This window comes from Vibrio sp. Vb1980, from assembly GCF_033338615.1.
Taxonomy (GTDB): Bacteria; Pseudomonadota; Gammaproteobacteria; order Enterobacterales; family Vibrionaceae; genus Vibrio; species Vibrio alginolyticus.
This window is the reverse complement of sequence record NZ_JAWOSZ010000007.1, coordinates 1-15,049: the sequence shown is the minus strand read 5'-3', so window position 1 is coordinate 15,049 and position 15,049 is coordinate 1. Positions and strand designations below refer to the sequence as shown.

Below are 15,049 nucleotides of genomic sequence, written 5' to 3'. Positions count from 1 at the left end.
TCGATGTGTTTCCAATAATAAACATGGCTCATTCTATTTTGCACGAACAAGACGTAGATCGACTTGCAAAAGTGTGACTCTTAACATTTTAATCACAACAAATCGTACAAAAAAGCGCTTTAATGAGCAAGTTCTCATCAAAAAAGCGCTTTTTCATCATAACGACCACCAACAGCAATCGTTTGCTTTCACTATAGGAAATTTACAAGTATTTATCACTATTTGGCTGTCACCCACAAAATGAGCGCATCTTCTTCGCTAACACTGGTCAACATATGTCCCATATTTGCATCGTAATAAACGCTGTCTCCCTCGCTTAAAACAACAGGTTCGTAAAACTCAGAATAGAACATGACCTCACCAGATAAGATAAGCAGAAATTCTTCGCCATCATGACGAACCCAGTCTTTATATTCATCAAAACTACGAGCTCGAATTTGGCTCTTAAACGGCATCATTTTCTTGTTGGAAAGTTGTGTCGCGAGCAGTTCGTGTTCATAGGTTTGTGTTGGGTGTGGTTTACCTTCATTCTTCTTGGTAACATCCCTGCGCCCTGTCGCTACCTTTTTTCTAGGTGGCTCAAAGAGTTGTGGCATGTCAATTTGTAAGCCAAGTGCCAATTTTTGCATCGCTTGAAACGTCGGGGAGATCTGCTCATTTTCTATTTTGCTCAGTGTAGATCGAGCAAGCCCGGTTCGCTGACTCGCTTCTTCTAATGTGATACCGAGTTTCGAGCGGATATCCTTAATACGCTGGCCCAGTTTTAACGGCTCGATATTTTGGTCATGTTGCTCTTTTGCCAACGTCATCGATGGGTATTCATCGTAAATACTTTCTGCCATAAATCCCTCTATAGATATCCATATTTTTTGTCTTACTCGCATTGTGCATGAAGCACATAGTGGATAGAAGTCCACCAAGTGAATTAAAGCGTGCTCTTGTTAACAAATTTTGAAATCTTGTTTCCTATAGGAAATTTTTGGTTGATTGTTCCCGTCACAGGCGCTATGTTACCAACTTGTTAGATGTAGAGATGCATATTTCCGTAAGAGATTGGTAAAGGAAACACGCAATCCAACGGAGTTTTTGCCCAAATTTAGGGCCGGATGTTCACTCTGTTCTGCTACGCAGTTCAGCTGTTTTTGAGGACAAATGAACCACAACCGCAAATCATAACTCATCTATTGCGGGTTCATTTTCAGATTTGGAAGGTCAACTACCATGAATAAGAGTTACCCTAACCACAGCTTGGAAAACTTTTTCTCTACCAACCTCTCTGCGACAGATGATGCTGTCTTTGCTGGAATTCAAGCGGAATCCGCTCGCCAAAACGAACAAATCGAACTTATCGCTTCAGAGAACATTGTTTCTAAAGCGGTAATGCAAGCTCAAGGCACATGCCTAACAAACAAATACGCTGAAGGCTACCCAGGTCGTCGTTACTATGGTGGTTGTGAGCACGTAGATACAGTGGAAGCCATTGCTATCGAACGCGCAAAAAAACTTTTCAATTGTGAATACGCAAACGTTCAACCACACTCAGGCGCACAAGCAAACGGCGCAGTAAAACTAGCACTGCTTCAACCTGGTGACACCATTCTTGGTATGTCTTTAGACGCAGGTGGTCACCTGACGCACGGTGCACGCCCTGCACTTTCTGGTAAATGGTTTAATGCAGTTCAATACGGTGTTGATCGCGAAACACTGGAAATCAACTACGAAGATGTTCGTGAGCTAGCACTTGAGCACCAACCTAAAATGATCATCGCAGGTGGTAGCGCTATTCCACGTACTATCGACTTTGCAAAATTCCGTGAAATCGCAGACGAAGTAAATGCAATTCTTATGGTCGACATGGCACACATCGCCGGTCTTATCGCAACAGGCGCGCACCCTAGCCCACTGCCACACGCACACGTTGTTACGACTACAACACACAAAACATTGCGTGGCCCTCGCGGCGGTATGATTCTTACTAACCACGAAGACATCATTAAGAAAATCAACTCAGCCGTATTCCCTGGCCTACAAGGTGGCCCACTGATGCACGTTATCGCAGCCAAAGCGGTCGCATTTGGTGAAGCGCTTGGCCCTGAATTTAAAACTTATATTGATTCGGTGATCAATAACGCAAAAGTCCTAGCGGAAGTATTGCAAACTCGCGGTTGCGACATCGTAACTGGTGGCACAGACACGCACCTAATGCTGGTTGACCTTCGTCCGAAAGGGTTGAAAGGCAATAAAGCAGAAGAAGCTCTAGAGCGTGCTGGGATCACATGTAACAAAAATGGCATCCCATTCGATACAGAGAAGCCTATGATTACATCGGGCATCCGTTTAGGAACGCCTGCGGGTACAAGCCGCGGCTTTGGCGCTGAAGAATTCAAACTCATCGGTAATTGGATTGGTGACGTACTGGACGGTTTAGTGAACAACCCTGAAGGTGACGCAGAAGTTGAAAAACGCGTTCGCAAAGAAGTAAAAGAACTTTGCAGTCGCTTTCCTCTATACCAGTAAACGATTTTTTTAAAATCATAATAATTCCTGACAAGTTATTCGGAGATTAAGCAATGGACAAAACACTGAAGTTTGCAGATAGCCACGAGTGGGTACGTGACAACGGTGACGGCACAGTAACAATTGGTATTTCTGAGCATGCACAAGAAATGCTAGGTGACGTGGTATTCGTTGACCTACCAGACGTAGAAGACGAAGTTGAAGCAGGTGAAAGCTTCTCTCTCGTTGAATCTGTAAAAGCAGCGTCAGACATCTACGCACCAATCACTGGTGAAATCGTAGAAATCAATGAAGAACTAGAAGACAGCCCAGAGCTAATTAACGAAGAGCCGTACGAAGGTGGCTGGATCGTAAAAGTGAAGATGTCTGATGTATCTGAACTAGATAACCTGAAAGACGCAGACGAATACCTAAACTCTATCGAAGAAGAGTAATTAGGATGTGACGAAAGCTGTTCCCTAGCCTGTTTAGAGAACAGCTTTTTTTCTAGGTTCGGACGTATAATTTAATTTATCAGTAACGCAAATCCGTTACCCGAACCAAGGAGTAGGTAAAGGACAATGACTGAATTACTTCAAAGCCTCAGCACACAAAACGAGTTCGTTGCTCGCCACAATGGACCAAACAAATCTGACCAACAGAAAATGTTGGAAGCGATCAACGCAGTTAGCCTAGATTCGCTTATCGACGAAACCGTACCAGCACAAATTCGCCTAGAGCAACCAATGAGCTTGGCAGAAGCGAAAAGCGAAGCAGACATGCTGGCAGCAATGCGTAAGTTCGCCGATCAGAACCAAGTTAAACGTACATTCATTGGTCAGGGTTACTACAACACCTTCACGCCGAACGTGATTCTACGCAACGTGATGGAAAACCCGGGCTGGTACACTGCTTACACCCCTTACCAACCAGAAATCTCACAAGGTCGTTTAGAAGCACTTCTAAACTACCAACAAATGGTGATGGATCTTACTGGTATGGAAATCGCGAACGCGTCATTGCTCGATGAAGCAACGGCAGCAGCAGAAGCGATGACACTTTGTAAGCGTGCGGGTAAAAGCAAGAGCAACGTATTCTTCGTTGCTGACGACGTTCACCCACAAACCATCGAAGTGGTAAAAACTCGTGCGAAATTCATCGGCTTTGAAGTCTTGGTTGGTTCTTTAGAATTACTACCAGAGCAAGACGTGTTCGGCGCACTAGTTCAATACCCAAGTACAACAGGTGAAGTTCGTGACCTAACGGACATCATCGCTAAAGCGCAAGCAAACAAAACACTAGTGACTGTAGCAACGGACCTTCTTGCTTCTACCCTACTTAAACCTGCTGGTGAAATGGGCGCAGACGTAGCAATCGGTTCAGCACAACGTTTTGGCGTGCCGATGGGTTACGGCGGTCCACACGCTGCCTTCATGGCAACACGTGACAAGCACAAGCGTACTATGCCAGGTCGTGTTATCGGTGTTTCTATCGATACTAACGGCAACCAAGCACTGCGCATGGCAATGCAAACGCGTGAACAGCACATCCGTCGTGAAAAAGCGACATCAAACATCTGTACTGCTCAAGCACTGCTAGCGAACATGGCGTCTTTCTACGCGGTTTACCACGGCGCAGAAGGTCTACGCACGATTGCTCGTCGTACGCACCACATGACAGCCATCCTAGCCGCTGGCCTAACTAAAGGCGGCTTCGAGCTTGCTCACAACAGCTTCTTCGACACCATCACTATCAACACAGGTGCACAAACTGAAGACCTATACGCGAAAGCACTAGCCGCAGACATCAACCTACGTAAGTTGGGTACTCAGCTAGGTGTGAGCTTCGACGAAACCACAACCGTGGCAGATGTAGAAGCCCTATTCGCAGTATTCGGTGTGAAAGAAGAAGTCGCAGCACTATCAACTGAAATCGCAGGCAACGAGTTTGCAGCCATTCCAGAAGCATTGCGCCGCACAACAGAATATCTAACACACCCTGTGTTTAACACGCACCACAGCGAAACACAGATGATGCGTTACCTAAAACAGCTAGAGAACAAAGACTTCTCACTCACGCACGGCATGATCCCACTGGGCAGCTGTACGATGAAGCTGAACGCAGCAGCAGAGATGATCCCAGTTACTTGGCCTGAGTTTGGTTCGATCCACCCGTTCGCACCAGCAGAACAAGCAGCTGGTTACGCAGCACTCGCAAAAGACCTTAAAGAAAAGCTATGTGAAATCACTGGCTATGACGCATTCTCACTACAACCAAACTCTGGTGCATCGGGTGAGTACGCAGGCCTTATCGCGATTCAACGCTACCACGAAAGCCGTGGCGAAGGTCACCGCAACGTATGTTTGATCCCAAGCTCTGCGCACGGTACTAACCCTGCGACAGCATCTATGGTGTCAATGAAAGTGGTTGTGGTTAAGTGTGATGAAGAAGGCAACATCGACATCGACGACCTAGCAGCGAAAATCGAGAAACACAAAGACAACCTATCAAGCATTATGATCACTTATCCTTCTACGCACGGCGTTTACGAAGAGAAAGTGAAAGAAGTGTGTGAAATGGTTCATGCCGCTGGTGGTCAGGTTTACCTAGACGGCGCTAACATGAACGCGCAGGTTGGTCTAACATCACCAGGCTTCATCGGCTCAGACGTTTCTCACCTAAACCTACACAAAACCTTCTGCATCCCGCACGGTGGTGGCGGTCCGGGTATGGGTCCTATCGGTGTGAAATCTCACCTAGCTCCTTTCCTACCAGGGCATATTGAAGACGGTGTAGAAGGCGCAGATTTCGCAGTATCAGCAGCAGATATGGGTAGCGCTTCTATCCTACCTATCTCTTGGGCTTACATCGCAATGATGGGCGAAGCTGGCCTAACAGATGCAACAAAAGTAGCAATTCTGAACGCAAACTACGTGATGGAAACACTTCGCCAACACTACCCTGTTCTTTACCGTGGCAAAAATGGCCGCGTAGCGCACGAATGTATTATCGACATTCGTCCGCTGAAAGAAGAAACAGGTATCAGCGAAGAAGACATCGCAAAACGTCTAATGGACTACGGTTTCCACGCACCAACTATGTCGTTCCCTGTAGCGGGCACGCTAATGGTTGAGCCAACGGAATCGGAAGATCTAGAAGAGCTGGACCGCTTCTGTGATGCGATGATCGCTATCCGCGAAGAAATGGAGAAAGTGAAAAACGGTGAATGGCCACTGGATAACAACCCACTTGTTAACGCGCCACACACACAAGTTGATCTTTCAGCTGAAGATTGGGACCGCCCTTACTCTCGCGAGATTGGCTGCTTCCCGTCTAAAGCGACCAAATCTTGGAAGTACTGGCCAACGGTAAACCGCGTAGATAACGTATACGGCGACCGTAACCTAATCTGTTCATGCCCAAGCATCGATAACTACGAAGATTAATTTTTGTAGTCTCTAAATCGACAAAGGCGAACCGTTTGGTTCGCCTTTTTGTTTTTGGTGTGCCGCCCTAACACTTGTTGATACATCGAGAAGGAATGATGGCTAGTTATTGTTTGCACAAAAGTGATTTAGAAATACAGTAACTTCTGAGAACCTTTGAATTAGCACTAATATCTCAGAGCCTTAAAGGCTTGTTGGAAACTCCTCATGAACACTATGCTATGCAGGTGCTATATAGTTTCTAGTTCAGTTGCAGTAAGTCCCATTTATTACCATAGAGATCTTGGAACACCACCACTGTCCCGTATTCTTCCACACGAGGCTCTTCATTAAATACAACACCATTTTTCTTCATCAACTCGTAGTCACGCCAAAAATCATTAGTTTGCAGAAACAGGAAAACACGACCACCTGTTTGATTTCCTACTGCATGCGTTTGCTCCGGTGTACTCGCTTGAGCTAAAAGTAGGTTTGTACCATTGGAGTTTGGAGGAGAAACTTGAACCCAGCGTTTACCACCACCTAGGTTGGTATCTTCAACCAGAGTGAATTGAAGTTTTTGAGTATAGAACTCGATAGCATCGTCGTAATTTTCAACGACTAGAGCAATGTTTCCGATTTGCTGCTGAACAGTTTTGGCCATGATGATTTCCGCTGTGTCAAAACGCTAATTGTACGCTATTTTGAGACTTTTCCAGAAAGCACGTAACGCCTTGCAAAGGTTTAAGGCACACAATACGAATGTTTACGCACAGCGCCTTTGTCACTAGAACCGACAAACAATATAGCTGCCACCAGTGTCGAATCTTGATTGAGCAACTTATTAAAGCCTTAGCTATAACTCAAGAGTAAACCTCTAACCTAATAACGAAGGCTGCTCGTATACCATGGTATTATAGTTCTTCTAGTGTTCCCTTAGCTAAATCTTCTTGTTGCTTAAGGAACATGAAGAAGTTTGCCTCACTGATAAACGGGTTACCGCTTGTGCCGAGCTTCTTCCTATTTTCAAAAAGGAAATTTTTATGTGGATGGTTCGAAAGGTTAACGTTCACAATAGGTGCCTGTAGTGAAATTTTTCTAATTTTCTCCATGCTAGTCAGGAACTGGCCAATAACTTCTGGATCATTGCTACTTACGCTATGCCCACCAACGATAAAAGCACGATATTGTTCGCCATTATCTTCAACAGCGAAGTCTAAGGAATAATCACCTTCCGTGTGGCCAGGTGTGAGATAGAACTTAAACTCATGTCCACCAATAACCATAGAGCTATCGCTTTTTATCTCTATGTCTAAATTTGGAGGAAGGAACTTGTTCTCACCTTCGCTTTTGTTTGATTGCTGTATAGATAGTTCATGAGCGCTTTTGGTCATCACGACTTTGGAACCATACTTCTCTTGAAGTAACTGGGCGCCCCCAACGTGGTCAGAATGCCCATGAGTTACCAATATGTGCGTTATTGGCTTATCTTTTAGCCCTAGCTTCTCTAGGTTGATAGGTATCCACTCAGAGTAAGGGAAGTCAAGCGTATCAATGATAACAAGTCCGTCTTCTGTAGCAATGGCATATGATGAGACCCACTTGTCTCCTACATAATAGACATTATCAAACATCTGAAATGGTTCTACATAACCGTTCTTATCATTCATTGCTGGAACATATTGACTTAAGGAAGCAAAAGACGAAGCACTGAAAAGTAAACCTACAATAATTTTTTCACGAAATCACACACAAATATATCCTTAATAATTTCTTATAGAACCTCGCGGATGAGAAAGCTCTAAACGATTTTCAGAGGCAAATACAACTGCAAATACTTTCTACTTAGCTTGAGTTTTAGCTGACCGAATCACTTGTAAACTCGAATCCTATTAACTGCCTATGTATTCATGATTCTTTTAGAGGTTAAATAAATGAACTCAATTGAAGCAGAGTCATGAAGCTTCACTTGAGGTTACCGGCACAGCACAATGTGATAAACCTCTTTCAAGCAAACATTTGAATGCGATTTTTCCAATTTAAGACATGTTCAATAAATGCATCAACTCTTGCAGGCCTTTTATCGCGGTCTCGATACATAATGAATACTTCTTTACCCGAGCATTGCCATTCTGGCAACAAAGGCAGCAGGTTATGTTGATCATGATTTAGCTCATGAAAGTAATAGGTTGGAATCCAAGCAATTCCTAAACCATGGATGACGGCGTCTCTAACTAGTAGTACATCATTTGAAGTGAATTGAAACTTTAGCGGATGATCAAATGTTTCATTGGTGATTTGATTAACTAATTTCCATTGGCTGTCGTTGTTTACCGTAATTAGGCGATGATGAACAAGTTGTTCTGGATGGGTAATCGGTTGGTGTTGCTCTAAATAGCTTCGTGATGCACAAAGCGCAAATGGAATCGACCATAATTTCTGAGCAATCCAGTCTTGTTCAATAAGATCACCAAGACGAAAACTAACATCGACACGGTTAGATACAAGATTGATTTTTTCATTCTGTACATCTAAATCGATACATATCTTCGGATGTTGCTCTGCAAATTCATAAACGCACCGCTTTAACCACATCTGTGTCATGTTAATTGGCGCTGATATTTTTATCGTTCCGCTTAAAGACTGACGCTCAGTCGCAATTCTCGATGTCACATTATTTAAGCTAAGAAGTAACGGCTCACAGAGTTGATAATATTTTTCGCCATCAGTTGTTAACGCAAAGTGGTGTGCACTGCGGTTAAATAGTCTGCAATTTAAGTTTGTTTCCAGCCTTTTTAACTTCCGGCTTAGCGTGGCTAACGGGACATTAAGACGCTCAGATGCTTGTGTTAGGCTTTGATAGCGAGCAACAGAAACGAATAACAAAAGGTCATCCAAAGAGTGACGTTCCATATTTGGGATTAACCCTCTTAAATTTGGCTATTAAAAATCAAATATGAAATATATAGCATTATCGCGTCAAGTTAATTTTTATCAGGAAGATCTATGTCTAAGCATTTATCAATTTGGTGCGGTGTTGTTGTCGCTATCTTTTTTTGGTCTAGTAATTTTAACGTAATAAAGGCTATTAATAGCGATGTCTCTCCTTTGGATTCAGCGACGTTACGGTTTTCCGTTGCAGCTTTAATACTCTTGTTGATAAGAGGTACTAAACGCTCTCCATATGGAGCCAAGCTCACACGAAAAAGTATGTTGTCGTTGTTTGTTATAGCAACCGTGGGTGTAACTATCCAAAACTTCTCTATTTTCTCTGCAATGAGCTTTACTACCCCAGTGAACGCAGCGGTTGTTCAGGCAAATCTACCACTTGTCACTATCTTGTTGTCGGGCTTTATTCTCAAGACTTCCATTTCGGTTAAAACTATTTTAGGTGCACTAATCAGTTTTTGTGGAGTGGTAATCGTCATTACAGGGGGAAATATTCATTCTATTAGCAGCAATAGTAATATTGGTGATCTGTACATGTTATTTGCTTTAATTAGTGGGTGTTTATACACAATTCTAGCGAAGCGTTTAACATCTCATATCCCAGTAACTCAGCAGTTACGTTGGGTGTTAAGTATTGGTGCTATTCAAATGGTCGCTATAGCGATGTACCACGGCGACTTTAGCCGTAGCGTAAATGCCATAACATTTAAAGACCTAGCATTAATAGCTTACATGAGCCTGTTTGGAACTTTGATTGCTTATTACTTTTGGATGAAAGGCGCTATCGTTCTTGGTCCAGATAAGATGTCTCCATTATTTAATATTATGCCAGTATTCACTCTACTGATTTCGTTCATTTCTGGTGAGCAGGCTCAATGGGAAAATGTTTTAGGCGTCTTTATCGTTGCGGCTGGTGTGTATATCGGTAACTCAGCACCTTTTGCTCGTTTACGGAAGGTGGTGGAGTAAAAATAGACGCCAACCTTAAGTCCATTATTTAGCGCAATACTTTGTTAATTGGCATAAGTTTTCTTGGTTTCCAATAGGTACACTTTTCGCTTTAGTCGTTCACTCTTTTATCTAACTTTATTGAGTACATGTCGAAAATCTTCAATCTTTTGCTAAGAGCGTTTTTTACTATGTAAAAAACAAAGGAGAATGACCATGAAAAAACGACTCAACTATATTGAAGTAGCGCCAAAAGCAATAGAAATCCTATACGCTCAGGAAGCTTACTTCCATGAACAATTTAGCCAATCAGAAACCATGAACATGATCATATGGGAACTGGTTAAGTTACGCATATCGCAAATCAATCAATGTGCATTTTGTATCGACATGCATAGTAAAGATGCGCTTAAGTTAGGTGAAAAGCCGGAACGCATATGGGGGCTTAGTGCATGGAAAGATATGCCATTCTACAGCGATGCAGAACACGTTGCGCTTGGCTGGGCTGAATTACTAACTGCTGGCCTACCAGTAGATGATGATACCTATCAGCTGACCTTGAATACCTTTGGAGAAGAAGCTATGGTCAACCTAACAATTGCGATCAACGCGATCAATAGTTGGAACCGAATAGTTAAGGCATTTAAGCCAAAGGTTGGAGTCTATAAACCTCGATAATTCTATTTGACGGTTCTTACTTGTAAGCCACTGCTTATGCCTCAACTTTATATGATGAAAAGTACATGTGTATCACTTTCTCATTTAAGTTGAGGTTAAATAGGATGATTCATTTGAACTTAGAATTTGATATTTTAAAACCTCAAAAGGCTTTAGCTGGCTATGTTCAAGCCATTTGGTCAGCATCCGTCAAACCTGATACGACGCAAACCGTACGTAAACAATTACTCAGTGATGCTGGTACAGGTGTGGTATTCATTTTACAGAATGAAGTACAAATGGATGGTGAGTGGCAGACGCCGGGGGTTGTCCTACTGCCTATAAGCATTCTGGCACATCAGGTCTGCCTACGGCCAGGCGCGGTGATGACTGGCGTACGCTTTCATCCTGCTGTTAGTTATCAACTATTTGGTAAACGTCTAGAACAGCTATTGCGGATTCAAGACGACCACCCTTTGGCTTCTTCTGCGCTAGCAACATTTGAGTCTCTGCAAACAGCGCGTTCGCCATATGCAAGGATTTCTGCGTTATATCGCTGGGTTCAAACACTGATTGAGGAATATGAACCGCAGTACGTCGGCCACATTATTGACCAACCTACAGGGACGATCAGTCAGCGCCAGAGAGAGCGCAATTTTCAGAAATGGTTGGGGATTACTCCTAAACATTACCAACGCATTAAACGAGTGAAGCACACTTTAGAGCAACTCCGAGCGCAACCCGATCTTACTTTATCGGAATTGGCGCTGGAGCAAGGTTTTTCCGATCAAGCACACATGACTAGAGAGTGTAAGCAGATTGCGCGCATGACACCGAAGCAGTATGTCCGAAAGAGAAACCTCTAAGCCTTATTAGCTTTCTACATCAAACCCAATTGATTCAGAATCGACCATATACTTGTTACAATGTTCGATCATATATCACCTACTTTTTCGATCGCTCATTCCAGCTTGATATGAGCTGGTTAGCTCGCTTTTGATGCCGCGTGCTGCTCTACCATAAACGCGATCACTTCTTCGTTTAAGCAAGATTTGCTGATGTATTGGCGTTGTTTACCAAGGTGAAGGATAAAGCCCAAATCAGTTTGTTCGAGTTGGTCGATATCATTGATAGCTAGGTAGAGTTGGTAATCATGCTGTTCAACACGGCCACAGTATTCAGTGCCTCGGTCAGTCAAAATTCTCAGTATTAGCATAGGTCGAGCTCCAACGTTGAAGTATTCTCTCTGGGTGCTTTTCTAAGGTTGTTAGGACTTTTCTTACTGGCTCTAGTCAACTAAAGCTTGTGCTTGCTTATCTGTCATCGGACTCTCAACATCCTTTAACACCGCCCAACGAAGAGCTTTTTGCGTGCCATTGTTTTCGAGCGTCATCAACAGCTCGTGTAAATAAATGCACTACATGGAACCAGTCGAGAGTAACATTCGCTTGCGGAAGCTCATCTTTGACACCACTCCAACCTGCCCAGGCACATCGATGAGCTTTATAGTGAACTCGAGGTATTTTCGCTGTGATATAGCAATGGTGCTGAAAAAGTTGAGATGGCGCCATGTTTTATCGGTTATAAAAAAACAACCATCTGCGCGGTGGCTATTGTTAACTGATCTTCATGATAAGAATTCAGAATGAGACAACGAGTATGCAAGCTTACGAAATGGACGTGGATAAGTACTTTAACGAATAGCTCGGTATTTTTTGCCAGAGGGAGTCTACTTATGTTTAACCCATGAAAGTAATAGACATGTCATTTACATTATTTTTTAAAGTATGCCTAGATATAAGCTTTGACATGACTTATTTTTGAGAATTGGGGCGGTCCTAGGCTAGCACTTGAGAGCATTAGGACATAGTATCGTCTCACGCGTGGATATGGGTTGACCTATGTACAATATTGGTAAACAAATGACTAAAATACTGGTTTCCCTTATGAGTGCCACAATATTATTGCTCTCAACAGGTTGTAACGCAGATATGTTTAATTTCTTCAAATCAAAAAAGTTTCAATACATACTTAGCTCAGAGATCACTGGTCGCTTATACTTAGACGGGAAAGCGTTTACTAGCGAGGTAGTTTATCTACACACGGCTTTTTCTAAAAACCGTTATATCACCGAGACAATTACGTCAGAAAATGGTTATTTTCATTTCGAACCTACATACCACTATCAGACGTTTAAAGAACCTGCCCTTCATGAATCCTCTAGCTACATTGGTATTTACATTTTTGTAGATGGCAAAAAATACTACTTACTAGAGACTCGCTTTTCTGACGTGAAACCCTATGAATTTATTTCAGATAATCTTCTTGATTTAAGTTGTGAGATTAATTCGGACGAATATCGTTACTTTTTTAAAAATAAATTTGTTGAGAATGGCCTCGATCTTGAAATTATTAGTAGGTGTGATTTGAAAGGATTTTCTGAAAAAATATTACTAAATAAGGACACGTAATGGCAAAGTTAACACCAAAAATGGCTTCAGAAATAGCGGATATTCCTTACAAAGCTTATGAAAATAATGGCCGTTTTATCATGCCGGGCAAAAACAGTTTTTCAAATCACTTTTCTTTTTCTGAAGATGATGTATTTGATGGTTTTACAGGCGGTGTAGCGGGTTTATCCAATGTACCGGTATTGCGTAAAGTTATCCCTGGCTTGATGAGAACTTCAGAGGCGTTTGCAGTGGTTGGCACTGGTAAAGGTTCTACATTTGAGAATGAAATTGTCATTTCAATTCGAGGAACACAAAATGCTAATGACTGGATCACAAATGCGAATATAGGGGTGAAAGGATCACCAAACGGTTCGCCCGCTCATGCTGGTTTCAACAATTGTTTTCAAAGTCTTAGCCCCAAGTTGAAGCAGTATATTATGCAGATGAATCCTAAACCAAAACGTATACATTGCGTTGGGCACAGCTTAGGTGGAGCACTCGCATCACTTTGCGCTGATTGGGTGCGTAATGAGATGAAGGTCAGAACCACCTTATACACCTTTGGCGCTCCTAGAGTTGGTCTGGAAGCATACGCACGCTCATCGGAAAAGCTAAACGATGGTGTTTATCGATGTACGCATGGTGCTGATCCTGTACCAAAAATACCGCTTTGGCCATTTATTCATGCTCCAATCTCAACAGGCGAGTACCGCTTGGACTCTGGCACTGGGTTAAGCATATCAGCCCATTTGATGGCAAGAAACAAAAATCCGGGTTACTTAAACACTGCTTCCTCGGATTCTTGGGGAGCGTTGAAGAGGAAATCGAATGACCACTTATTTACCCCTATCCGTCTAAAGTATGAGCAACGAAATCAAGCTTCTTTTTCGGAGTATTGGGCCGATAGAATACAGGGCGCACTTATCACCTATTTGAAAGATGTGGCTCTTTTGTCAACGGTAACGATTCAAGCAGGCGTGATTGCTGGCTTGACCTTTTATGATTGGCTTTCAAGAAAGCTAGAAGCCGTTGCTAAATCATCTAAGCGCAATGAAGAGCAACTAAAAGGCTTATTAGGCCATATGCTTGTTTTTGCCGGTCACTATGGGACCATAATTGAGGATCTATCCGCCCGATTCATTAGATGGGTTTTCGAAAGAACCATTGGACGACTAGTCAGAGTATCTAAACAAGCGATATCGTTGCTAAGTTAACCTAACCATTGCAATGGCATAGTAACGTGATTGCTTAGTTAGAGGTGAACTCATCACCTCATAAGTTAACTGGTGACATTGACATAACGCCGCTAAATGGGATTCTTATTAAGCACTTTTTAGATGAAACTTTCTAACCAAATCGGGTCGCGATTTATCAAAACGAATTTGAAAATAATGAATTTTTCACTATTTTCAAATTCGTGATTAGGAGCCAAAATGTAGGTTTACAGTTTCAACTGTTTTTGGATTTCTGTTGGAAAAGTAACTTAAAAAATTGACATTAAATAGATTTAATGGGAAATAGCTCTTAAAAAACCCGAACTGCGCCCCCTTCCAAGCTGATGATGATGTAGGTTCGATTCTCGCTGCACACTCCATTCTTATAGGCTACTTTCCCTAAAACTTCGAACGCCTCCCATGGGGCTCGAATCGCAATTCCATGGATAACCCCTCAAATCGAATAAATTTCTTCCGCATAGAAGTTACCTTTAGACGCATAAGTCCAACACTGGCCACATGAACTTTATTAGGGAAAATCCAACAAACTAACGAATGTCAAACCTTTGCCGAACATAGTAATAGAGCAAAAATGCTCTAGAAGTTAGCGTCATCACTTTAGGCTCACAATAAACTATCTCATTGTCACTTTTTTGGTTCAGTTTACACACTAACTCCGCAGCACACTTAAGGAGTTCATATACTGGAAAGACGCAACCAGAAACACCGAGTGTAGTGGTTCAGATTTTGAGTCTGAATCAGAGCTACCCCATAAGCATCAAACCCTAAGATCAAAAAAGCAAACCCACGGACTCGCTTTTTTTGTTAGCTCTGTGCCGTCCTAAATAAGGTTGACACTTTCCACCCCCAAAATTGGAGAGTGTTATGAAATCAACAACTAAAAGAA

12 protein-coding genes and 2 pseudogenes are annotated in these 15,049 nt (G+C 42.6%); 8 read left to right on the top strand and 6 right to left on the bottom strand.

The window, feature by feature from the left end; genetic code table 11:
• Positions 1–218: 218 nt before the first annotated feature.
• Positions 219–842, bottom strand: coding sequence for a helix-turn-helix domain-containing protein (locus tag R7F64_RS12665; RefSeq protein WP_005376429.1), 624 nt, complete (start codon positions 840–842; stop codon positions 219–221).
• Between the two features lie 379 nt (positions 843–1,221).
• Between R7F64_RS12665 and R7F64_RS12660 the strand changes: the two genes are divergently transcribed.
• The 3 genes from R7F64_RS12660 to gcvP all read left to right on the top strand — a co-directional run bounded on the left by R7F64_RS12660 (position 1,222) and on the right by gcvP (position 5,942).
• A complete protein-coding gene (locus tag R7F64_RS12660; protein ID WP_005376430.1) occupies positions 1,222–2,517 on the top strand; it encodes a serine hydroxymethyltransferase in 1,296 nt (431 codons plus the stop codon).
• Between the two features lie 53 nt (positions 2,518–2,570).
• The gene (gcvH, locus tag R7F64_RS12655; RefSeq protein ID WP_005376432.1) at positions 2,571–2,951 is read left to right on the top strand and encodes a glycine cleavage system protein GcvH; all 381 of its coding nucleotides are present in this window, start codon (positions 2,571–2,573) and stop codon (positions 2,949–2,951) included.
• Positions 2,952–3,077: 126 nt separating this feature from the next.
• Complete coding sequence (gcvP, locus tag R7F64_RS12650) at positions 3,078–5,942, top strand: aminomethyl-transferring glycine dehydrogenase (protein WP_318071745.1); 2,865 nt, start codon at positions 3,078–3,080, stop codon at positions 5,940–5,942.
• Positions 5,943–6,183: 241 nt separating this feature from the next.
• On the opposite strand, the gene R7F64_RS12645 is transcribed toward gcvP, so the two are convergent.
• The 3 genes from R7F64_RS12645 to R7F64_RS12635 form a co-directional block, all read right to left on the bottom strand.
• On the bottom strand, positions 6,184–6,585 hold the full coding sequence (locus R7F64_RS12645) for a VOC family protein (RefSeq protein ID WP_005388788.1): 402 nt from the start codon (positions 6,583–6,585) through the stop codon (positions 6,184–6,186).
• Positions 6,586–6,835: 250 nt separating this feature from the next.
• Entirely contained in the window at positions 6,836–7,591 is a 756-nt protein-coding gene (locus tag R7F64_RS12640; protein ID WP_412034464.1) for an MBL fold metallo-hydrolase, read from the bottom strand.
• Between the two features lie 337 nt (positions 7,592–7,928).
• The gene (locus R7F64_RS12635; RefSeq protein WP_005376440.1) at positions 7,929–8,834 is read right to left on the bottom strand and encodes a LysR family transcriptional regulator; all 906 of its coding nucleotides are present in this window, start codon (positions 8,832–8,834) and stop codon (positions 7,929–7,931) included.
• A gap of 93 nt (positions 8,835–8,927) precedes the next feature.
• Between R7F64_RS12635 and R7F64_RS12630 the strand changes: the two genes are divergently transcribed.
• The 3 genes from R7F64_RS12630 to R7F64_RS12620 all read left to right on the top strand — a co-directional run bounded on the left by R7F64_RS12630 (position 8,928) and on the right by R7F64_RS12620 (position 11,341).
• Complete coding sequence (locus R7F64_RS12630; protein ID WP_318071744.1) at positions 8,928–9,839, top strand: DMT family transporter; 912 nt, start codon at positions 8,928–8,930, stop codon at positions 9,837–9,839.
• A 195-nt stretch (positions 9,840–10,034) separates the two neighbouring features.
• Complete coding sequence (locus R7F64_RS12625) at positions 10,035–10,496, top strand: carboxymuconolactone decarboxylase family protein (RefSeq protein WP_005376442.1); 462 nt, start codon at positions 10,035–10,037, stop codon at positions 10,494–10,496.
• 104 nt (positions 10,497–10,600) lie between these two features.
• Positions 10,601–11,341, top strand: coding sequence for a helix-turn-helix domain-containing protein (locus tag R7F64_RS12620; protein WP_318071743.1), 741 nt, complete (start codon positions 10,601–10,603; stop codon positions 11,339–11,341).
• A gap of 119 nt (positions 11,342–11,460) precedes the next feature.
• On the opposite strand, the pseudogene R7F64_RS12615 reads toward R7F64_RS12620, so the two are convergent.
• Together R7F64_RS12615 and R7F64_RS24525 are read right to left on the bottom strand one after the other, a co-directional pair.
• A pseudogene (locus R7F64_RS12615) lies at positions 11,461–11,613 on the bottom strand (YcxB family protein); the annotation flags it as partial.
• A gap of 277 nt (positions 11,614–11,890) precedes the next feature.
• Positions 11,891–12,046, bottom strand: a pseudogene (locus tag R7F64_RS24525) (hypothetical protein); the annotation flags it as partial.
• A 330-nt stretch (positions 12,047–12,376) separates the two neighbouring features.
• Between R7F64_RS24525 and R7F64_RS12610 the strand changes: the two are divergent.
• The gene (locus R7F64_RS12610; protein WP_052767719.1) at positions 12,377–12,946 is read left to right on the top strand and encodes a DUF6795 domain-containing protein; all 570 of its coding nucleotides are present in this window, start codon (positions 12,377–12,379) and stop codon (positions 12,944–12,946) included.
• Entirely contained in the window at positions 12,946–14,142 is a 1,197-nt protein-coding gene (locus tag R7F64_RS12605) for a lipase family protein (RefSeq protein ID WP_047104120.1), read from the top strand. The genes R7F64_RS12610 and R7F64_RS12605 overlap by 1 nt, the downstream gene beginning before the upstream one ends.
• Positions 14,143–15,049 lie beyond the last annotated feature (907 nt).